This window comes from Treponema vincentii, from assembly GCF_010365865.1.
Classification (GTDB): Bacteria; Spirochaetota; Spirochaetia; order Treponematales; family Treponemataceae; genus Treponema.
Genome location: NZ_CP048020.1, coordinates 1,353,755 through 1,374,339, shown reverse-complemented (window position 1 = coordinate 1,374,339; position 20,585 = coordinate 1,353,755). Strand labels below are relative to the sequence as shown.

General features: G+C 44.5%; 22 protein-coding genes. All 22 read right to left on the bottom strand.

Annotated elements, in window-relative coordinates:
* Positions 1-18: 18 nt before the first annotated feature.
* Positions 19-1,371, bottom strand: a complete 1,353-nt coding sequence (locus GWP43_RS06445) for an ABC transporter permease (RefSeq protein ID WP_162663474.1) — start codon at positions 1,369-1,371, stop codon at positions 19-21.
* Positions 1,368-2,048, bottom strand: coding sequence for an ABC transporter ATP-binding protein (locus tag GWP43_RS06440; protein ID WP_162663473.1), 681 nt, complete (start codon positions 2,046-2,048; stop codon positions 1,368-1,370). Before GWP43_RS06440 ends, GWP43_RS06445 begins: the two co-directional genes overlap by 4 nt.
* Complete coding sequence (locus GWP43_RS06435) at positions 2,041-3,321, bottom strand: ABC transporter permease (RefSeq protein WP_162663472.1); 1,281 nt, start codon at positions 3,319-3,321, stop codon at positions 2,041-2,043. Before GWP43_RS06435 ends, GWP43_RS06440 begins: the two co-directional genes overlap by 8 nt.
* Positions 3,272-4,201 carry a hypothetical protein gene (locus tag GWP43_RS06430; RefSeq protein WP_230978114.1) on the bottom strand — a complete coding sequence of 310 codons (930 nt, stop codon included), beginning with the start codon at positions 4,199-4,201 and terminating at the stop codon, positions 3,272-3,274. The genes GWP43_RS06435 and GWP43_RS06430 overlap by 50 nt, the downstream gene beginning before the upstream one ends.
* Positions 4,198-5,079 (bottom strand): signal recognition particle-docking protein FtsY, encoded by an 882-nt coding sequence (gene ftsY / locus GWP43_RS06425; protein WP_162663471.1) that lies wholly within the window; start codon positions 5,077-5,079, stop codon positions 4,198-4,200. Before ftsY ends, GWP43_RS06430 begins: the two co-directional genes overlap by 4 nt.
* A gap of 59 nt (positions 5,080-5,138) precedes the next feature.
* A complete protein-coding gene (locus GWP43_RS06420) occupies positions 5,139-6,596 on the bottom strand; it encodes a PEGA domain-containing protein (RefSeq protein WP_162663470.1) in 1,458 nt (485 codons plus the stop codon).
* Positions 6,593-7,730 (bottom strand): peptide chain release factor 2 gene (gene prfB, locus GWP43_RS06415; RefSeq protein ID WP_162664778.1). Its coding sequence is split into 2 segments (ribosomal slippage): positions 6,593-7,657 and positions 7,659-7,730, totalling 1,137 coding nucleotides; the frame shifts between segments, so codons are not numbered across the junction. The genes GWP43_RS06420 and prfB overlap by 4 nt, the downstream gene beginning before the upstream one ends.
* Positions 7,731-8,081: 351 nt before the next feature.
* On the bottom strand, positions 8,082-8,366 hold the full coding sequence (cas2, locus tag GWP43_RS06410) for a CRISPR-associated endonuclease Cas2 (RefSeq protein ID WP_162663469.1): 285 nt from the start codon (positions 8,364-8,366) through the stop codon (positions 8,082-8,084).
* An 85-nt stretch (positions 8,367-8,451) separates the two neighbouring features.
* A complete protein-coding gene (locus GWP43_RS06405; protein WP_162663468.1) occupies positions 8,452-9,117 on the bottom strand; it encodes an energy-coupling factor transporter transmembrane component T family protein in 666 nt (221 codons plus the stop codon).
* Complete coding sequence (locus GWP43_RS06400; protein ID WP_162663467.1) at positions 9,104-9,877, bottom strand: ABC transporter ATP-binding protein; 774 nt, start codon at positions 9,875-9,877, stop codon at positions 9,104-9,106. The genes GWP43_RS06405 and GWP43_RS06400 overlap by 14 nt, the downstream gene beginning before the upstream one ends.
* Positions 9,878-9,911: 34 nt before the next feature.
* Entirely contained in the window at positions 9,912-10,085 is a 174-nt protein-coding gene (locus tag GWP43_RS15685) for a biotin transporter BioY (protein WP_269138878.1), read from the bottom strand.
* Positions 10,051-10,404 carry a biotin transporter BioY gene (locus GWP43_RS15680; protein ID WP_269138877.1) on the bottom strand — a complete coding sequence of 118 codons (354 nt, stop codon included), beginning with the start codon at positions 10,402-10,404 and terminating at the stop codon, positions 10,051-10,053. Before GWP43_RS15680 ends, GWP43_RS15685 begins: the two co-directional genes overlap by 35 nt.
* A 77-nt stretch (positions 10,405-10,481) precedes the next feature.
* Positions 10,482-11,249 (bottom strand): hypothetical protein, encoded by a 768-nt coding sequence (locus tag GWP43_RS06390; RefSeq protein ID WP_162663466.1) that lies wholly within the window; start codon positions 11,247-11,249, stop codon positions 10,482-10,484.
* Between the two features lie 118 nt (positions 11,250-11,367).
* Complete coding sequence (locus tag GWP43_RS06385; protein WP_162663465.1) at positions 11,368-12,132, bottom strand: M15 family metallopeptidase; 765 nt, start codon at positions 12,130-12,132, stop codon at positions 11,368-11,370.
* Positions 12,133-12,155: 23 nt separating this feature from the next.
* A complete protein-coding gene (locus GWP43_RS06380) occupies positions 12,156-12,545 on the bottom strand; it encodes a hypothetical protein (RefSeq protein WP_162663464.1) in 390 nt (129 codons plus the stop codon).
* Positions 12,546-12,564: 19 nt separating this feature from the next.
* Positions 12,565-12,891 (bottom strand): STAS domain-containing protein, encoded by a 327-nt coding sequence (locus tag GWP43_RS06375; protein WP_162663463.1) that lies wholly within the window; start codon positions 12,889-12,891, stop codon positions 12,565-12,567.
* A 97-nt stretch (positions 12,892-12,988) separates the two neighbouring features.
* On the bottom strand, positions 12,989-15,136 hold the full coding sequence (locus GWP43_RS06370; RefSeq protein WP_162663462.1) for a PP2C family protein-serine/threonine phosphatase: 2,148 nt from the start codon (positions 15,134-15,136) through the stop codon (positions 12,989-12,991).
* Positions 15,137-15,139: 3 nt separating this feature from the next.
* Entirely contained in the window at positions 15,140-16,612 is a 1,473-nt protein-coding gene (locus GWP43_RS06365) for a PP2C family protein-serine/threonine phosphatase (RefSeq protein WP_162663461.1), read from the bottom strand.
* A 109-nt stretch (positions 16,613-16,721) separates the two neighbouring features.
* Positions 16,722-18,065: an ABC transporter substrate-binding protein gene (locus GWP43_RS06360; RefSeq protein ID WP_230978113.1), complete on the bottom strand. Its 1,344-nt coding sequence runs from the start codon at positions 18,063-18,065 to the stop codon at positions 16,722-16,724.
* 194 nt (positions 18,066-18,259) lie between these two features.
* Complete coding sequence (locus GWP43_RS14765; RefSeq protein ID WP_230978112.1) at positions 18,260-18,577, bottom strand: hypothetical protein; 318 nt, start codon at positions 18,575-18,577, stop codon at positions 18,260-18,262.
* A 57-nt stretch (positions 18,578-18,634) separates the two neighbouring features.
* On the bottom strand, positions 18,635-19,555 hold the full coding sequence (locus tag GWP43_RS06355; RefSeq protein WP_162663460.1) for an ABC transporter permease: 921 nt from the start codon (positions 19,553-19,555) through the stop codon (positions 18,635-18,637).
* A gap of 52 nt (positions 19,556-19,607) precedes the next feature.
* Positions 19,608-20,576, bottom strand: a complete 969-nt coding sequence (locus GWP43_RS06350; RefSeq protein WP_162663459.1) for an ABC transporter permease — start codon at positions 20,574-20,576, stop codon at positions 19,608-19,610.
* Positions 20,577-20,585: the final 9 nt, after the last annotated feature.

Below are 20,585 nucleotides of genomic sequence, written 5' to 3'. Positions count from 1 at the left end.
TTAGCATATTATCAGCCCTTACAGTTTCCGCATACTGTCCAAGGGCTTTTCTTTACCTGCATACACGGCAGGCAGCAAGCAGACAATCACCGACAAAATAAGCGTTCCGGCGGCGATTATATACAGTTCGGTCGCATTTAAGGATATAGGGATATACTCCAAATAGTATTCAGGTGCTAAGAGGCGGATGGTTTGGGGAACACCCGTTTTTCCCACCATATAATAAAGTGCAGTCTGTCCCGCATTGATTGCATATTCAAAAAAGGTAAACAGTTCATTGATGTGTAAAGCTGCAAGGATACCGCCGGTTAAGCCGATACAGAGTCCTGCTGCTCCCGTAAAGAGACCTGCAATTAAAAACGACAGGGTAATAAAAAACGGATGTGCGCCGGTCGCTTTAAGAATTGCAATTTCCTTCCGCCGCTCCATGATGAGCATCACCATTGCCGATGAAACATTGACCGAGGCAGCAAGAAGAATCAAAAACATGATGAACATCAAAAGATTCTTTGAAGTCTGAAATGAATAAAATTGAGAGCGGTTTAGATCCTGCCACGTATATACCGAAAAACCTGCCGGCAATAATTGTTGGATGGCATCTTTCGCATCAGCAAGCAAAGTGGCATTGAAAGGATCTGCAATACTGACCGTAAGAGCGCTCAGCGAGGACTGAGGCGATAACACTGCATCGGCAGATGCCAACGGGATAAAGATCCACAACGCATCTAATTCCTGATAACCGGAAGAAAGAATACCGGCAACCTTAAAACGAGTAAGTTTCGGCTTTGTCTGATTACCTGTATACTGTGGCACTAGCGTAAGCAGAGAGCAGCTATCTCCAACTTTAAGACCGGTTTTCTCCGCAATCTTTTTACCGAGCAGAATTGATCGGGCATCGTCAAACTCAAGATTACCGTCTACTACCGTTAATAGATTCCGTGCAGCAGGATTTCCGGTAAAATAGCCCGCCTCTATCGCCCGTATCGTGCCCCCGCTGCGGCCGACTTTGCCGATCAGTAAGCCGGTACCTTCCTGCTGCTGCCGCGAACCGGTGAGTAGCAAACGTGTATTCATGCGGATTGAATCAAAAACTTCTTGAGCGCTTCGCTTCCGATCAGCGGCTGTTTGTACACTGCGCGGTGCAGGGCGTAGGTCGAGTATCTGTATATGCCCGCTTCCGAGCTCAATCATACGAGAGGTAATCCCCTTTATCATCCCATCTGACACCACAAGCACGATGACCAACGGGATAATACTGATACCGATGCCCCAGATGGCGCCGATTAAACTCTTCCGCGCGTTAGAGACTGCCGTACCTGCGTTGAGTCCGAGATACCGCAGCGCCAGTTTCCATGCCAGTAAAAAATTCATAAGAGATTCAGCTTCCCTTGTTCAAGCCGATAGCATAGATCGGTATCGGCAGCGATTCCCTGATCATGCGTTACGATGATGAGCGTTTTATGATGCTTATCCGCTATCGAAAAGAGCAGCTCTTGAACCCCGTGCGCATTCGCAGGGTCAAGGTTGCCGGTCGGTTCATCGGCCAAAATAAGCGAGGGATCATTTATAAGCGCACGAGCAACCGCTGCCCGCTGCCGCTCCCCTCCCGACAGTTGAGAAGGGAAATGATGAAGCCGTGTTTCCAGTTTGACATCCTGCAAAAGCGCAGCAGCCTTCTCTTTTACCTCTTTTTTCGGCATACCGGCGATGAGGGCAGGCAGCATTACATTTTCAAGCGCTGTAAAATCCTTCAGCAAGTAGTGAAACTGAAAGATAAAACCGAGATAAAACCGTCGGTAGTCCGTTAATCCGCTTTCATTGAGCCGGTGCAATTCGTACCCGCCCGCAACAATCTCTCCCGAATCAGCCTGTTCCAAACCGCCGACAATATTCAAAAAGGTACTTTTCCCGGAACCGGACTCCCCTACTACGGCAATTTTTGCCGGACACTCGATTATCAGGTCTAAATTTTGTAAAATACGGATTGAATCCGCCTCCGACTGAAATGTCTTTGAGACGTTCGTCAGTGCTAAAATCGGTTTATTCATAGCGTAGCACCTCTGCAGGTTTTAGAGTAAGAATTTTCCGGGCTGCAATTGAAGCGGCAAAGCTTGCCGAAAAAACTCCGAACAAAAATATCAAGAATACTTCGTTAAAAAAAATGCGAACCGGTACCGAATCAATATAAAAATACTGAGGACTGAAAATACTGAAACCGGTAAAAAACGTATACTCCAACAAAATGTTTGCCGCTTCAATGACGGTATTTACCAGATATTCAGCCAGCAGAAATACCCGATTGATGTCGGCGGAAAGCAGCAGCCCCAATAGTAAGCCGATTAAAGCACCCAGAAGTCCGATGGTAAAACCGTTTGCGATAAAGAGAGCTTGGATATGCTCCTTTTTAGCTCCCAATGAGGCAAGCACCGAAATCTCTTCCCGCCGCTCATAGATGGAACGCCGCATCCCGTTGTAAATATTCACCGTAACCACTACAAAGATTAAAAACACAAGTATAAACATCGTATTTTTTTCGATGCGTAGTGCACCGAAAAACGCCTGATTATAGGTGCGCCAGGATTCGGCTTTCAATTCGGGCACAGCTGTGGAAATGTGGGCAATATAGATCCCGTCGGCTTCAGAGTTTCGAAGTTTTACGGCAGCAGACAGCTCCTGCTGTTTGCCACAGAGCAGTTCGCCGGTATCGGTTGACACAAAGGCAAACCCTGCATCAATTGCATAATAGCCGGTCTTCATTAAACCGGTAACCGTACATTCCGCATCTTCCGGAAATATATCGGTATCAGCAGTCCCCGAAAGTACAAGAAGTGAAATTTTATCCCCGATAGAAACCGAAAGCATACGGGCAAGCTCATACCCAAGCACGACAGAATACGGCACACTGAGGTCAAAGCGACCTTCCATCATTGTTATAGCGCCGGCAAAGCCACGGTCATCGCCTAAGATTGTTTCGGGCACAGCGCGCAGTATGGCGGGCTGCTGCCTGCCGTAATTTCCCTGCATTACCGTTTGTGTTTCTGAAAATATAGAAAAAGATTGGAACCCGCCTGCAGCCTTTGCCTTTTCAAGTGCCGCTTCGGAGCCGTACAGCTGCACATGCGCCGAACTTACCTGTAAGATGGTGTCGATAAAGCTACGCTGAAAACCGTTCATCACGGCAAGGATCACAATCAAGACCATAACTCCGAAAGCAATACCGAGTACGGAAAGGATTCCGGTAACTGCCGAACGCCCCTTGGTATCTGCGGCATTAAACCGCCGCAATACAAAAAAAATCCATGCGAGGTCGGTACGTTTCATTGTTCCTCTCCTGCATATACTTCTTTGTCATCGACATATAAGTGTATAATATGAGGAATATTACCCAGTTCGATAAGGGCCGTTCGTTTTTTCCGTTCCGATATTTAGTCTGAGAAACAGCCTTATCTCCGGCAAACACCCATACCGATTTGTCGGTATTTTTCCCCGCGGTAATTGTCTGCTCAATTAGTTTACCGTCGCTGTTATATACATTTTCCGTCTTTGAGGTTAATGTCTTTCCTTTATATCGTTCAATAGTCAACTCTTTTCCCTGCTCGTTATAACGGAACGTCTCCGATCCATCCGCGCGAAGTATCTGCTTTTTTGTGGGATGACGGGTTTTTCCTTTATATGCCCACTCTGTTTTTTCAATAGCCGTACCATCTTCGTAAAGTACCGCAAAGGTAGAACGCCCCTGGCGATCAAAAGTCTCGTAGTACCATCTGTTCCCGTCTGCGACGGTCAATCCCTTGCTATGGATAGAGGCAAAAGCTACATCAGCAGATTCACCACTTTCGTCTTTTTTCTCGTCTTTTACGGCTGATGCAGTGGTTCCGTCATTATCAACCGTTTTTCCATCTGTATCCGCTGTCGACGGAGCAAATTCATCACTTTTTGCAGGTTCCATGGAAGCTTCTTTTCTTGTTGTAGCAGGTGTCGAAGTCATTTCATGCTCTTTTGTAGATTCGGCAGAAACTTTCTCTGCTTGGGTAGTATCTATCGGCGCTGAGTTTGCCTGAATATCCGGAGTACTGTCTACCGCCCCACCCGGCACTGTACCGATCGAAGTATCCGTTAATTCGATTCCATCAGCAATGCCAAACGGCAATTGGCGGAATGCAGACGCTAAAATGAAGAGACAAAAGGCAAAACGTTTCATACCGGCATACCGATAAATTCCCGTAGATAGGTATCGGCATTGAAAGGGGCAAAGTCCCCGTATTTTTCTCCGGTGCCGGTAAAAATGACCGGCAGATTCAGCTGCCGTCCCACACTGAGCGCGATACCACCCTTTGCCGTCGAATCGCATTTTGTCAGGATGACTGCATCGACACCGACCGCCTCGTGAAACACCTCAGCCTGCCTGAAACCGCTTTGTCCCGCCGTTACATCGAGTACAAGTATTTTTTTATAACATCCCTCATCGGTTTTAGATTCGGCAATCCTATTGATCTTTTGCAATTCCCGTACAAGGTTTTCCTTATTATGGAGTCGCCCTGCGGTATCGGCGATGACAAGTCCTCCTCCCTGCGCCCGCGCTGCCTGTGCCGCATCAAAGATAACCGCTCCCGGATCTCCGCCGTACTGATGTGCAATAACCCGCACTCCAAGCTGTTTGCCGTGATATTCAAGCTGTTCTATCGCAGCGGCCCTAAAAGTATCCGCAGCGGCAAGTATGATCGGCGCTTCAAAGCGAGGCTTATAATACTGAGCAAGCTTTGCCGCTGTCGTGGTCTTCCCTACTCCATTCACCCCCAGTAGCAAATACACGGAGGTTTTATCTTTCTCCGGCGTAAAAGAGACGACCGGCAAAAAAGGAAGCAAAATATCGTATAAAATTTGCAATACTTGTTCTTGCTGTTCAACCTTCCGTTTTTTACATTCTGCACGAAGCATGTCTTCAATCTCGAATGCAAATTGAGCACCGATATCGCCTTCTACCAAAGTATCGGTAACACTTTCAAAAAAAGAATCGTCCAATTTGGAATGAATGCCGAACAGTTTCTTTAAGCCTTCGGAAAAACTTCTTTTAGCCATATTTCTCTCCAGTATATCCGATATTCCGACAAAGCGTGATAGTATCACTGCTTATCCGGTTATAATTTACGTGCCTCTTTTGGGATACTTTGGTCGGCGGCATACAGATACAGTCCAAGTTGTACCACATAGTTAATACCTAAACCGATTGTTATTCCCTGCATAACCGCAGTACTGATAAACAGTGCACGATATTTATTTCGTACTGTTGTATCACTTCCCAAACGGGAATCCGCAGCGGCGGAAGCCATATCCGCAGTAAGTCCCTGCAAAATCATAAAAATAGGAAGCGACACGTAAAAGGCGCCGAGCGACCAGTACAAGACATTCCGCCGCCGATCAACCAAGGTTTTGGTCTTTTCTTTATTGAGTGTAGCTTGCAACTGATAGATTGTCTGTCCTTGCTGCATAAAATCATGAGGCCGAAGTACAATATAGGTTTTTACGTCTCCATAAGAAAAACTGATAGCGGTATTTTTACCTACCGGAATATCAGTTTGAAATGGTGCACCGGCAAAATACTGTGTATGTAAAAACACATCTGCATTGGGTGTTATAAACTGAAACCCGACGGAAATAATTTTTTCCTTTTTTAATTTTATGTTCAACAAATAGTTTTGTCCTGCTTGAACCTCAATAGTTTGACCGGCTGAATCGTAACCGTCAGCAAGCGCTTCCAGCCGATGGCTTCCTTCATACATATAAATAGACTTTTTCCCAGTTTCCAGTGGTTCGCTGTCTAAATACACTTCTGCATTTTCCGGTTCGACAGTAAGCAAAACCTTTGCAGGCTGAGTATTTTTTACCGCCGTCATAATTTGTGCCGCTAATGAACGAGCAATTGCTTCGATTGACTGATATGGCCCCGCTTCGCTGAACCGATAATCGGGCATACCCGGCAAACCGGTTGTCAACACAACAGACACATACATATACCCCGCCAAATCCTGTATCGATCCGTTAATAACTGCTGAGATATTCTCAACTTTGAGCGTTTGCGGAATATTCGCATATTCAGGGAGCTCAAACAACTGTTGACCGTCCTTCCATATCGTAACCGGGAGCGTTTCGGCAGTAAAAGAAGTATCGTTCAGTAATGCATCAATTTTCTCTTGGGCTTTTTGGATATCAATTTCCTTCGCAGTTATTTTCTTGTTGAATGCGACCGCTTGCTTCAGCTTCTCCTTCTCGGGCATGACAGCAAGGTACAACGAATCCCGTTCTGCGATTAATGATACTCGCTCACGAATAAGCATAAGTTTTTTTGCAGCATAATCTATGAGCTGTCGTGCCTTTTTTTCTTCGGGAGTCACAACTCTGCTTGTAGGTACCGCACAAAAAAGGTTGAGCATTGTAGGCAATGCAGTCGAGTACGACGCATACAATTCAGGCACATCGGTAAGCGTAAATTTTGATGCTGTAATTGACCATGTAGGAATTTCCCCATTTGTTTGCGCAGTACCATAGGATGCAATTACTATCGCAATCAGCGCAACGCACACCCGTTTTACCTTCATTCTGGGCTGTCCTCATCCATAAGCTGATTTGCCCATTGTTTTTTTAAAAAGTCTTCGATAAAACCGTCTATATCGCCGTCCATAACAGCTTGAATATTGCCCGTTTCATGTTTTGTACGATGATCTTTTACCATCGTATAGGGCTGAAAGATGTATGATCTGATCTGATTTCCCCACGAAATTCCTTTTTTCTCGGTAGCGAATTTCGCATTCTCTTTTTCTTTCTCGTTGCGGTAGTATTCGTAAAGTCGTGCCTTGAGCATACTCATTGCCGTTGCCCGATTAGAGATTTGGCTTCGTTCGTTTTGGCACGCTACGACAATACCGGTAGGCAGATGCGTCAGCCGTACTGCAGAGTCGGTTTTATTAACATGCTGTCCTCCGGCACCGCCCGCGCGGTAGGTATCCACCCGTAAATCCTCCGGTCTGATATTTACCTCGATGGTATCGTCCAGCACGGGGAATACATAGACGGAAGAAAAAGAAGTATGTCTGCGGGCATTCGCATCAAACGGGCTGATACGGATAAGCCGATGTACACCGGTTTCTGCCTTTAAAAAGCCGTAAGCATAGTCGCCGCGTATCTGTAGGGTAATGGATTTTAAACCTTCATCGGCTTCCAGCTCATCAAGCGTTTCGATAGTAAACCCGCGGCGCTCCGCCCAGCGGAGATACATACGGGTTAACATCCGCGCCCAATCACACGCTTCGGTGCCGCCTGCCCCTGCATGAACGGTCAAGAAGGCGTCATTTCCGTCGACCTCATCGGAAAGGAGTGCCAGCGTATTGAGCTTTTCAAACCGTTCTTGAAGGTTTGTGAGCGACGTATCGATTTCTTGAATGGAATCTGCATTATCCTCCTCCCCCGCCTCTTGGGTAAGTTCATAGAGGGCTTGCAGATCGTCGATATCGGCAATGAGTGTTTCCCACGGCTCGATACGGTTTTTCAGCTTTTTGATTTCCGACAAGAGTTTTTCGGCATTTTTAGGATCGTTCCAAAAACCTTCTTGCCCCGCGATAGCTTCTTTTTCCGCAATCCGTTTTTTTACCGCTTCGGAGTCAAAGACGCCTCCAGATTTCATCGACATCGGCCTTAAGTGCTGCAATCTGCGGTTTATATTCTTCCAATAACATCATATCTCCTATAAAAACTTTTGCAGGATGTTTCAACATCCGAAAAAAGGTTTTAGCCGTGCGCGTAACGCGCACACGTAAATCGACAAGTTTGCCCCGCAAACTTGAGCTAAAAAGGTGTCGGCGATAATTTTAGACGGCACTTTTTAGCGCATCTCCTATAAAAACTTTTGCAGGATGTTTCAACATCCGAAAAAAGGTTTTAGCCGTGCGCGTAACGCGCACACGTAAATCAACAAGTTTGCCCCGCAAACTTGAGCTAAAAAGGTGTCGGCGATAATTTTAGACGGCACTTTTTAGCGCATCTCCTATAAAAACTTTTGCAGGATGTTTCAACATCCGAAAAAGGTTTTAGCTGTCCTTAGGCGGACGAATTAAGAGTTTCCGCCACTTCTTTTTAGCAAGCGTAGAAATCGCCAATACCCCTTCGACAGGATACTGATATATGCGAATAACATCATAATAATCGGTTACCCGATCAATTTCGCGTTTAAGAGCACCCAATTGTTTTTCACTAATCGTAGTGGACTCCCAACACGCCCGCTGTACCCGTTCAAATCCATAAAAGGTTAACAATTCAGAAAGATGAGCGGCAGATTCCTCTCCGCCCGGATCTATCATTATCGATACAAACATATTGTCGTATAGAATATAACAAACACTGCCCTATTGTCAAACGGCTTGCACCAAGAAGTCAGGGTAAACGCATCAGGTCGGTTGTTTAACACCCCCGCAGTCGGCGGTTTTTGAGGGCTTTTTCGGCGGTAACGGCAAAACGTAAGAGATTTTCGATAAGTGCAGGCAATAGTGAAGCAAACCGGCGGTAGGCACTGACAATATCACGCCGCCGACAGGTACGTGCATCGTAAGCGTAGTTCAATTGAGCCCACACCTCAAACACACGGGGAACGCACATCAATGTGATGGTAAAGAGCGTTGAAAAAGCGCCGGTGTATTTTTTTCTGCAAAAGAAGCGTTCGATTTTTTCGCAGAGTACAAAAAACTCCAGTTTTGAGGTGGTTTCGTAAAATATCGAGGCAGTAAATAAGATAAGCACGAGCTTTTGCATAAACAACAGCGTTTCCGCCGTCATAGTTTTAAGCATATCTGCCGTCAGCGGCACACCGACTATCTTGATAAAAAAAATACAAAGTGCATAGATACCTAAAAATCGGCAATTCCTTTTTACCGTTAGCCACGAAAGCTTTGCAGCAACGCTGGCCAATACAAGAAAGAGTGCATAGACTGCCAGCAGCGTTTGAGGTGCGCCGTATAAAACGAAGGATGAAAGACATAATACGCAGAATTTTACTCCCGCCGGAAGGCGGTGAATCACCGTATTTCGAGCCGTATATTGAAATAAAAAGTTATTTTTATCGACAGTCACCGGTTCTCCATACAAGGTCGGAAAATACACGGTATGAGCAGAGAGGATTCCGTATGCCGTATTGTTCAAGAATACCGCTATGGAGTGCAGGCTCCGGTTCCGCGTTATAAACAAGACGCCCTTTGTGCAAGATGATAAGCCGGTTCGCAAGTGCAAGCACTTTTTCCAGCTCATGGGTAAGTACCATAACCGTTTTCCCGTCACGCTGCAGCTGCTCTATCATTGCCGTTACCTGCACCACTCCTGCAAAATCGAGATTGGCAAAAGGTTCGTCAAAGATGATAACATCGGCTTCCATCATCAGGATGCCGGCAACTGCAAGCCGCCGCTTCTCGCCCCCTGACAAACTACGTGCGGGCGAGCGGCGCTTTTCGTACAAGCCCATCTGTGCAAGCACCGTTTCCAGTCGCTGTGCGATGACGTCTTTAGGCAGCTTACTATCCCGCATACCGAAAAGCGCATCTTCCTCGACGGTATCGCCGAGGATTTGAGCGTCGGCTTCCTGAAACACCAGTCCGATACGCAACTCACCGCCGTCTTTCCTGCTGCTGACTATCGAACCGGAGGAAGGAGTTTCCAGTCCGGCAATAAGCGTCATCAGTACGGTTTTACCGGATCCGTTCGGCCCCGATACGACAACACAATCACCGTCATATACCGAGAAAGATATACCGTTCAGCACCGGACGTTCGGTACCGGTAAAAGATTTAGCTACATCAGTGAGCTTGAATAATTCATAGCGTTCTGAGGAAGGCATCATCAGTATAATAGTCGGAGCATCGATAGAGGCTGCGTTATTCCGTATAGCGCCGTATAATCGGGCGCAATTTGAGCGTAATCGGAACGACAACAACCAGCTTAATCAGATCGGGCAGGATAAACGGCACAAACCCTTTCATAAACGTATGCTGCCAGCTGAGGTTCAGAACATGTTTAAACCACAGAAGACCGAATACGTAGATAGACAAAAAAGCTTAAAAGCCCTGCAACCGCAATAATACTGCAAGCAAGCGGCCACCGCTGTTCTTCTCTGTAAAGTTTCATGATGCAACCGCCGACAACAGCCGCGGCAAGATATCCGACTAAAAAGCCGCCCGTCGGTCCCGCAAAGACGGCAAAACCTCCCGAACCACCCGAAAAAACAGGCAGACCGACGGCTCCGGCAACCAAAAAAAGCAGTACCGAAAGACCGCCGAACAGCGGCCCCCCAACAGCAAGCCGGCAAGCACTGCAAGCGCATTTTGCAGCACAATGGGAATAGGTCCGACGGGAATGGACATCATCCATCCTGCACAAATTAATGCAGCAAAAACTGCAGAAGTAATACTTTTACGCATAGCGTATAACTCCTACTCAAAGATGACTTACAGTTTCGACGGAATCAGTTTCCAGCTGCCGTTAATATTTTCCAAACCGTAGACAAGCAGCGAAACATTTGCCTGTTTCATAATAACATCGACCCGTGTCGGGGAAACGAACCTAATATCGTCTACCCGTACATTCTGACGAGAAGGAACAAAAACATACATAAAGTAATCACGCAGCGATTTGAGCTTAATCCCTTTAACCGGTAAGGCTTCAGAAACCTTTCTAAGCGTCAAAGGTTGGGAATATTGTTGTTTATACTCTTCCGATAAGAATGTCGTCCATTGAGCATAGTCCTTTGTCGCTGTAATACGGTTAAGCTTCTCGACAATCTTTTCCATCTCCGTCTTTGTTTGATCATAGGTTTCTTTTGTAATGGTAACCCCTTCAAACTCGGCAATAACGGTATTTTTTTCTTCGACAGGTTCGGGCTTAACTTCAACAACAGGCTCTTTAACCGGCTCAGGCTTCATGGGAGGCTCCTCCACCTTCGCAGGAGGTTCTTCCACCTTTACAGGCGGTTCTTCTACCTTCGCAGGAGGCTCCTTCGTTTTAACAGGAGGCTTCGGTTTAACAGGAACCGTGGGTTTAACGGATTCCCGTTTTACCGGCACTTCCGCTTCTTTGACCGGTTCAGGCTGAGGCGCAGGAACCGCGATCTCTTCGGACGGTGTAGGTTCCTCTTTAACGGAAGACGGCGCGGCAGAACAGCCGACCAATACACTTATTATAAAAGCTAAAAATAAATATCGATGAAATATTTTCATATCTACTATTCTATAGGTAAAAATCGTTTTGGTCAAATCCTCAAGTGATCGTACGCAGGGCAGACAGGCTAATCCATTCCAAGTTTTTAGGAATACCCAATCATTTTGAGGCATCCTCTTATCTCGTTTGTTTCTTCCAAGCGTCTATAAACTCAAGCATGTACTGCTGAATATCGCCGAACCATTTTTGCTGAAAGACACAGGCTTCTACGCCAATATAGCGATAGTGCCACGACTCCCATACATAGCCGGTTACTGCTTCGTATCCTTTGGGAAAGGAAAGCGACCACCCGTATCTTGAAGCGTTACGCAATATCCATTTGCCGGCGCGCGTTTGCACAAAGTCATCGGAGATAGAACCGAAGTCGACGACCGTCCCAAGTTGGTGTTGACTTGTTCCCGCACGGGCGGAAAACCGTTCCGCTTCTTTTTCACCGGATTCCCGCACATAGCGGTCAAATAAATTTTTCTGATATGTGTATGAACGGTACGAGGAGCTGACGACCAGTGTAACACCATCCCGTTTTGCTGCAAGCGCCATTTCTTGTAACGCCTGTTCCGCCGTTTTTGTCAGAGATAAATCCTTCCGGTTAATTATATATGCACGGCCGGTATGCAGCGTTACAAGATTTTGCGGCGTATATCCATCCGGCAGCAAATGCCGTTTATCAACCAGTATAAATAAGTTCTCTTTTTCTGCAGCCAAAACTTGTTTCAGATCAGCTAAAAAAGCATCTGCATCATTGCCGATATGGCGCCGTATCTCTGCCGGAACAGCAGAGGGATATACAAAGTTGCGAAGCTGAGCTTCCATAGCAGGATCAGCTGCCGTTATACAAAAAAACGATGACAGACACAGTATTATACAAAGTATTTTTTTCATACCACCGACTTTTAACAATGTGTTTATAAGTACACGATAATATAAGAACGAGATTGCTCTTGCCGATAGCACACTTTTCGAGCAATGTTTTTCGTCATCAATAGACCGAAGCCTCGATACCGCTTCGCTTTCGGATCAAAATGAGGTTTTGTTTCCTTGAGCGCATGCAGGAGATTGTCGAAATTCGTACTGCGATAGGAAAAACAAAGGCGCGGAAAGAACATATTTGATATGCTTAATTGAAGTTCTTTACGTCCTGTAAAAGCGGCATGCTCAGCAATATTGTCAAACACTTCTGTTGATATAATAAGCGCTGCTACTCGCTTATTCTCGGGAATATCTTTAGAGGTAGAGATAAATTCTTCAATAAAGCCGATATTTTTTAAATCGGCTCCTACCTGTAAATGGTTCACGTCCTACTACCGTATCGGCCTATTTTACTTCATCAAGCGAGTGAATGATAGGAAACACTTCCGTAAAGCCGGTAGAGGCGATCGCAAGCTTTACAACCTCTGAAGGATTCAAAATATAGATTTTATGACCAAGCTCCGCCCCGTCTTCAGAAGCAGCCATGAGAATCCCTAAGCCTGACGATGATAGATTGGTAACCCTTGACACATCAAGTACAATTGAGTGTTCTTTAATAAGATTGTAAACTTTTGTTTCAAATTCATGATACGTGTATGAATTTATTGAACCGGCTACCGTCAGTAATACAAACGCATCATTCGTTTTTTCCGTAATCGTTAAATTATCCATAAATCTACTCCTATATATTGAGGCCTTCTAAAGACTGCAATCCTATCGGCTCATTCCGTAAGGGAATTATTATCGTATCCATGACATGGATAGCGAATCAGTTTTTAGAAACACCCTGTTGATTGTATTTCAATACCAATATGGTAACATCATCATCGATTTTACGTAAAATAAAATCCAGAAGATTATTATAAATAGTGCGGGCGATCTGAGAAGCCTTTGCCCCGTTGTTTTCCTGCAGAATTCGTCCGACGCGATCACTGCCAAACCGATCACCTTTAAGATTCGTTGCTTCAAGCAGGCCGTCAGTCGTAAAGACAATTGTATCTCCCTTGTGCATGGTGATTTTCCGTACCTTTAGGAACGGTGCGATATTCTTTACAAAACCGAGAACTCTACCCTCCCCTTGAATTTCGATTGCATGCTTATATGAACTGATATACATTGACATCAATGGAATACCGCAATTCAAGTAATAAATCGTATTAGTCGGGAAGTCGATAATACCGAAAAGCCCTGCAAAGAAAGTCCCACGCGGCAAGTTATCCTTTATAAACCGGTTTACCTTTGTTATCAATTCTTTAAAATCGGAGATTGTCTGCAAGTAGGTATGAATAATCGACTTTAAAATAACCATCGACATACTTGCACTTAACCCCTTACCCGAAACATCACCGATAAGGAACATTGTCCGCTTTTCATTCAATGTAATATAGTCGATAAAATCACCGCCAAGCTGATGCGCCGAATATGCAATAGAATCCATTGAAAATCCGTGTGCTTCAAGTGTATCCTTATAGTTCTGAATGGATCCGATAATTTGGTCGGACATTTCAACTTCACGGTCGATCGTAACGATAATATCCTGCTTGGATATATTTCTGAGGTAATAGATTACCAAAAAGAAATACGAATACATATTGGACAATACGTGTATATCATAAGGGGTATATTCCGCGCTATGGGTTTTTGGCGCGAGGAGGATACAGCCGATGAGTTTCTGCCCCTCCCGCATACTGATAAGAATTTCGGTCTGTGTTGTTTCAAAGACATCCAACAGTTCATCTCTTATAGAGTCATACAAATAATTGGCAATAAGTTCCGTTTTCGTAAGAACAACATTATTTTGACTGAGCAAATATTCAAAACAAGCGAGGTTAGCACTCAATGTATTATGATGCTCAAAATCCGAATAGACTGTCTGTAAATTCATATTTTCATCACTTACAAGAATATCGAGCCCTTGACAAGTGATATATTGTTTCATTATTTTCGGAAAAGATTCCAACACGGTATCGTGGCCTTTCCCAAAATCAAGTTTTTGCAACTCAGTGTCCAGCATTACTTCGTAATCCGTCGTTTTACCGAAAACATATTCAAGCTTACCGGAAACAAAACTGCGGATAAAGAAAAGAATAATACACGAAACTATAATTAAAACTATCCAGCCGCCGACTGAATGAATAAACTGCATAATAAGTGCCGTCGTAAAACCTGCAGCCCCTGCAAAGATAGCTGTAAAAAGGACAAATCGGATAAGGCCGAAAGCGATTTGTTTAATATCAAATACGCGCGTCAGTGAGAATATTATATTGTCAAACGCCAACATTGCAGCATAACCGACCGGTATAAATGCGAACACCCAAGAAAACATCAAGAAATAATAGCCTTCTGCAATCCATATCGCGAGGCCAAGCCCGATGGCAAGAGTATGTAAAAACAGCTGTTGACGATGGATATTACTTTTAACAAAAAATATTTTTATAAAACATATTGCTATCGAAACCGCAGAGGTAAAAAATACATAAATATACTGAAACAGTCTAATACCGCTCATGCCCGGAAACACATCGCGCTGTACAAAATAGAAACCTTTCAGCGGGTTCCATTGAAATCTACCCACATAGAATACGATAAGTCCGATACCGGCGAGATGGACTACCGTATTCACTTTTTGCATTATCTTGTACGTTTTCAATTCAGAGAGAACAAGAGCCATATCGACAATATGATAAGAAGTAAGCAGCATAAAGAATAAGGTAGCAGTTGATATGATACGCTGCAGTCCGATTTGTTTATAAAAAACCAGATGAATAGAAACGGCAATACAAAGCGCAACAAGAGAAGCCGGTACCGTAATCTTATTTAAAAGGACATTAATACGGTTCGATTTATGAAATGCAAGATAGGAGGAGTTCACAAAAAGTGATACGGCAAAAAAATAAGTAAAGAAAATTAAACCCATACATTATCCCTTTAATTTTACTGCTAAAATAGTAGTGTCATCGCGGAACGCTTTTGAGGCACTGTAAGTAAGCCCCAAATCTGCTACCTTTGAAGCAATAGTCGATGCATCCGACGAGGCAAAAGATTTGATCGATTTAATATAAATTTCGTTACTGCCGAGTTCTACGCCCTCTTCATTCGTTATTTCAGGAATTCCATCCGTTGTAATAACCAGTAAATCGTTACGGTATAAAGGTTTTTCATCGACATCAACCGAATCGATGTCGATGATTCCGATAACGGAACAATTCGAATCAAGCTGCTTTACTTTGTATCCTTCCGCAGCATGGGTAAAAATCATCGGCGCTTCCATCGAAGCGTTGACATAACGTATTTTCATCGCTTTGGTATCGATCAACCCTAAAAACACAACGGTATATTTATCAAGGAGACTCATACGTTTAATAGCGCTATCTATTGCAAGGATCAGGCCGGCTAAATCCTCTTTATTTTCCATAATCCGTATTGTATTTACGACAACCCCCATAACGAGCGCTGCAGCAAGTCCTTTTCCTGAAACATCCCCCGTAATAATAAGTGTCTTATCCTCATCGATGGGAATAATATCATAATAGTCGCCGGACACGTTTACTAACGGTCGGAAATAAACGCCAATTTCTAACTTGTCAAGTGCCGGTATTTTTTGAGGCAGGAATGCACGCTGAGTGTTTGCAACCATCTGCCACTCCTGTGCGAGTTCCGAATAATAGAGCAGTTGAGAAAGCGTTTTTTCACGTCCGAAATAATTTTTAAATTCTTTAAAAAGCTGAGAAAAAATCTCCGGCTCAACGGAACGGATATATCGGCAGATAATAAAAAGGCGTGAAGAGCCGTATGCAATAACCAAACCTCGTGCTTTCTTTCTGTCAGAGGTCATCTGCATATCGGAATCCAATAAATAAATATTTTCTCCCCAGTGGTCAAGCCATTCGACCGAGAATCGGTGCGCCAGCTTTGCATATACATCAGGATCCGAAACATACGCAGACGTACTGCCGTATATAACTAAATCGGTATCGGTATTGGTGAGCAAGACAGAACAATCAGCCTTGTATTCAAGTTCTTGCTGGATAGCTTCAATAAGGTTTTCACGTGTATAGCAAAAGCGCAATCTATTGATAAAAGTATCAAAAAGAGCAGTCTCCGTTTCTTTATACACTCTTTCCCGAACCCTACGAGACAAAAAAACAGTCCCAAGTGAGGCCATAATTGAAGCAATAGCAAAGATTCCAAAGGCGAAGCCGAAACGAGTAAGAAAGCTGAAATTCGGGAGTATCCGGTATTGAGTTACCATCAATGTAAGGTCTTTTGCCGAAATCAATCGCCCTAAAAATGAAAAGCGGGGACTCAACGCCAGCATAAAAAATGCAAAAACCAAACTAATACCGGTGAAAATAACTAATTTTCCCCAAAATTCCTGCTGTTTTCGTATCATGCGCTATAACCTCATAACAATTTTAATTTACTTTAAATGCAAATAACACTGATCGGTTTTGTTTGACCGACCAGTGTTATCCCCAATCATTATTTTTACTTGGCTACCGTTATTTCATCATATTAACGGCAGGCTTATCGTTAATCAGAGCTAGGTCGCACCAATCCCAACCGGTAACGAACTGTTGATCCCAGTTCTTTGTCCGCTTGTTTACCGCATACAATTTCATACGATAAGCAGTCGGAATCGCAGGAGCTTCTTCAAGAATATTCTCGTCCCATTCTTTATAAGCTTGAGCACGGAATGCTTCGTCAAAAGCAGCTTCGGAAGTTATTTTGGCAAGAAGCTCCTCATTTTTCTCATTTACCCAACGTTCCAAATTAAACTGCGCAACTTTTCCGTAAAGGCCGGTCGGTTCGGGATTGGATCCGACTCCCCATGCCGCGGAATACATCTCTACCGTCGGGTCGTCATCTTGCAGCTTATCATAGAACGCATTGAATTCGATCAACCGGCCGTCATTCAGCGCGACATTTAAACCGACATCTTTCCAGTTTTGGATATAGTAATTCGCAATCGGAGCCGCTACATCGCTGCCGCTCATAAACATGAAATTGATTTTAAGCGGTTTTCCGTCAGGCGTTTCGCGGTAGCCATCCCCGTCGACATCCTTGTAGCCTGCTTCGTCAAGCAGTTGTTTTGCTTTATCAGGGTCGTAGGAATAACCTTTCCGTGAGACATCGTAGAAACCGGGATGGTACGGTGTAATAAACGAATTTGCCGTAACACGCAAACCGTGGTAGTAGATGGCATTGATACCATCGTTATCCATTGCATAACCGATAGCCTGACGCAGAGCCTTATCTTTAAATTTACCGCCGTCGGGGAACATTTCGCACATTTCTTTTTCTTTATTCCACGTCCCGAATTTAAATCCGACGTATGTATAAGTGTTTTCGATATTACCGACAATATCGATATTATCGATTTTCATTTTCGGTTTTCCGTTTTCGTCAAGAATTGTTTTACCCTCATCATCAAGCTCAACGAATTGATCGTATAAATCGGCTTTGAATTGAATGGCGTCAACTTCACCCGCTTTTATTGCCGCGGCAGCAGAGGTCGGAGCAATCCGTTTTACAATGAGCTTATCGATCGCAATTTTTCTACCGTACCAATAGGGATTGGGCACATATTCAATTATATCACCTTCTACCATAGAATTGATCACAAACGGGCTGCAGGAGAGCGGCGTTTTCCGTACACGGTCGTGAGAAGCCATTTCCGTTAACGGAATATCTTTGAGGTAATGATAGGGTTCCGCATCATAAGTAAGTCCCGAACCCCATAAAATGCCCGGGAAAAAATTTTTAAAGGTAACTTCTACCGTTTTATCATCTATCTTTTTTACACCGGAGATGGTTTTCGCCTCACCTTTGTGGTACTCGACCATACCCACAACATTTTCATACTCGCTGTCATAGCGAATGCCCGTATAGTCAGGATGTCCGACACATTCATAGACAAAAAATAATATCCTCAGCCGTTACCGGCACTCCATCCGACCAGGTAAGTTTTTCGTTTATGTGGTATGTTGCCGTTTTTGCCTCGCGATCGAATGTCATGGTACAGTAGCCGTCTTTAATTTCATGATTCGGGGCCGTCGGTCATAAACTTACCGATCCGTGGACGCATCACCTCATACGTAGGATTATCCTGATACAGGAAGGTATTAAACACTCCTTTCCACGGCGTATCATATACAAAACCGTATACAAAGGTGCCACCATTAATAGCCGATCCTTCCCGCTCAATCATTTGCGGAAACATCAGTTTTAATGTCTTATCCCCTGCATCATCCCCGCCATTCTGTGCAGTCTGCTTTTGTTCCGTCTTACCGCCACAGCTGACAAGCGCCAACATTACCGCACATAAAAACGCAGCGCGTTTTAAACCTTTTGACATTGTTTTCCTCCTCTTAAAACTCTCAAAAAACCGGTTAGGTTTTTAAAGATGCTCTCTTTATTTATAACGCTGCTTTGCATCGGAGGCACGTTTTATCGTTTGTCCGACGTAGTTGATACACAGCATTAACACCATAATAAGAATGGACGCAGGCAGCCATACCCACAACTTGCCGGAAATGGTTCCCGGGTCACGCGCATAGCCGATCAGCGTACCGAGCGACGGTGATGTCGGCGGAAGTCCGAAGCCCAGAAAGCTCATTCCCGTTTCTATACCGATATTGCCTGCCATACCGAGTGTAAAGTCAACGATAATGATGGAAGCAATATTCGGTAAGATTCCCCCGTACATAATCTTAAAATCTCCGGTACCCATGATCCGCGAGGCATTCACATAATCGCGATGGTTTTCAGACAAGGCTTTACTGCGCACGAGCCGAGTAACTCCCGTCCAATAAAAAGCGGACATAATAAAAATAAACGTCCAAATATTATAGGTCGGTACGATAGTTACAAAGACGATAATCAGCATAACAACCGGCAGGATAAGAATAAAGTCGCAAATACGCATAATGATGTTATCAACCCTTCCGCCGTAAAAACCGGTAATCAAGCCGAAAAAGACGCCGACGATTTCGGTAATAATGGTTACGCTGAATGCGATGAGAATGGAATTGCGCGCTCCGATAATCAGCTGAGGCAAAATCGGCCGACCGCCGAGATCTGCACCGAGCAAGAATTTTTTGCCGGGTACCGAGAACTTATCCCGTAAGCTTACCTTCATGACCGTTTCCGTATCAAGCACAAAACCACCGATGATAATCACCGCAAAGATAATAACCAATATGCCAAGCGCAACGATTGCCGCTTTATCATGTTTAAATTCTGTCTTTACAATCTTCCAAAACGATGGCACGGAAGACATTTCTTTTAACGTCGCTTCATCTATAGTATCAATATCAAATGCCGTTTTTTCCATAATACCCTCTCAAAATCAACTGATGTACAAGGAGGTACATCAGTTGATGATCTTATTCAATTCTGATCCGCGGATCAACGATTATCATAATAATGTCCGAAATCAAACTACCGAACAGGGCGAGCGTACCGTACAACAAAGTAAGCGCATTGATAATCGAATAATCGCGCGACATAATCGCTTCGATAAACAGCAAGCCCATTCCTTGATACATAAAAATCGTTTCGATAAAGATCGAACCGGCGAGCAACCCCGTTACCGTAAAGCCGAAGAAGGCCGCTATCGGCAACAAGGAATTTCGAAAAATATGGTGCGTATAGACTTTATCGATCGGTACGCCCTTACTCCGCGCCGTTTTAACATAATCTTGACTCTTCGCATCGATAACCTCGTTACGCAAGTATTGCACAATCCCCGTCGTACGTAGTACCGCCGCCGTAATTGCCGGCAGCAGCATGTGATATATTCTGCTCGCAATATAACGGCCGGTATTTCCCATAGCTTCCAACCCGACAAATCCCGACGTGGGGAAAATCCTCAGCCGATAGCCGAACAGCAAAAGGCTCAAAAGACCGAGGATAAACGTCGGAATTGCGTACGTGATAAAGTTATAGACCAGCACCGCCTTATCGAATTTCGACCCGTTATAGCGGCCGGCACGGATACCGAGCGGAACGGCAATTGCATACGTTAACACAACCGTTAAAAGTGAAAGCCACAGGGTGTTCTGTGCAGGCAATTTGATTTTATCGGTTACCGGGATTTTATAGGTATAGGATACACCGAAATCACCGTGCAGCAAAATCCGCCCCATCCAATTCTTATACTGAACCGGCCACGGATCGTTTAAACCGGCTTTCTCCCGCAGTTCTTCGATACGGCTTGCCTTGATGTTCGGATTACCGACAAGTCCCGTAAACGGATCACCGGGCATCATCTTCCCGATTAAGAAAACCAAAACACTCAATATAAATAGCTGCGGTATCATAATAAGGATACGGCGTATTATTGTCTTCCACATACTCTTCCC

Bases quoted from the DNA above. Each gene is read 5' to 3' on its own strand.
- GWP43_RS06445 (WP_162663474.1), bottom strand. From the start codon at position 1,371: ATGAATTTTTTACTGGCATGGAAACTGGCGCTGCGGTATCTCGGACTC.
- GWP43_RS06440 (WP_162663473.1), bottom strand. From the start codon at position 2,048: ATGAATAAACCGATTTTAGCACTGACGAACGTCTCAAAGACATTTCAG.
- GWP43_RS06435 (WP_162663472.1), bottom strand. From the start codon at position 3,321: ATGAAACGTACCGACCTCGCATGGATTTTTTTTGTATTGCGGCGGTTT.
- GWP43_RS06430 (WP_230978114.1), bottom strand. From the start codon at position 4,201: ATGAAACGTTTTGCCTTTTGTCTCTTCATTTTAGCGTCTGCATTCCGC.
- ftsY (WP_162663471.1), bottom strand. From the start codon at position 5,079: ATGGCTAAAAGAAGTTTTTCCGAAGGCTTAAAGAAACTGTTCGGCATT.
- GWP43_RS06420 (WP_162663470.1), bottom strand. From the start codon at position 6,596: ATGAAGGTAAAACGGGTGTGCGTTGCGCTGATTGCGATAGTAATTGCA.
- cas2 (WP_162663469.1), bottom strand. From the start codon at position 8,366: ATGTTTGTATCGATAATGATAGATCCGGGCGGAGAGGAATCTGCCGCT.
- GWP43_RS06400 (WP_162663467.1), bottom strand. From the start codon at position 9,877: ATGATGCCTTCCTCAGAACGCTATGAATTATTCAAGCTCACTGATGTA.
- GWP43_RS15680 (WP_269138877.1), bottom strand. From the start codon at position 10,404: ATGGATGATGTCCATTCCCGTCGGACCTATTCCCATTGTGCTGCAAAA.
- GWP43_RS06390 (WP_162663466.1), bottom strand. From the start codon at position 11,249: ATGAAAATATTTCATCGATATTTATTTTTAGCTTTTATAATAAGTGTA.
- GWP43_RS06385 (WP_162663465.1), bottom strand. From the start codon at position 12,132: ATGAAAAAAATACTTTGTATAATACTGTGTCTGTCATCGTTTTTTTGT.
- GWP43_RS06375 (WP_162663463.1), bottom strand. From the start codon at position 12,891: ATGGATAATTTAACGATTACGGAAAAAACGAATGATGCGTTTGTATTA.
- GWP43_RS06370 (WP_162663462.1), bottom strand. From the start codon at position 15,136: ATGGGTTTAATTTTCTTTACTTATTTTTTTGCCGTATCACTTTTTGTG.
- GWP43_RS06365 (WP_162663461.1), bottom strand. From the start codon at position 16,612: ATGATACGAAAACAGCAGGAATTTTGGGGAAAATTAGTTATTTTCACC.
- GWP43_RS06360 (WP_230978113.1), bottom strand. From the start codon at position 18,065: ATGGTCGAGTACCACAAAGGTGAGGCGAAAACCATCTCCGGTGTAAAA.
- GWP43_RS14765 (WP_230978112.1), bottom strand. From the start codon at position 18,577: ATGTCAAAAGGTTTAAAACGCGCTGCGTTTTTATGTGCGGTAATGTTG.
- GWP43_RS06355 (WP_162663460.1), bottom strand. From the start codon at position 19,555: ATGGAAAAAACGGCATTTGATATTGATACTATAGATGAAGCGACGTTA.
- GWP43_RS06350 (WP_162663459.1), bottom strand. From the start codon at position 20,576: ATGTGGAAGACAATAATACGCCGTATCCTTATTATGATACCGCAGCTA.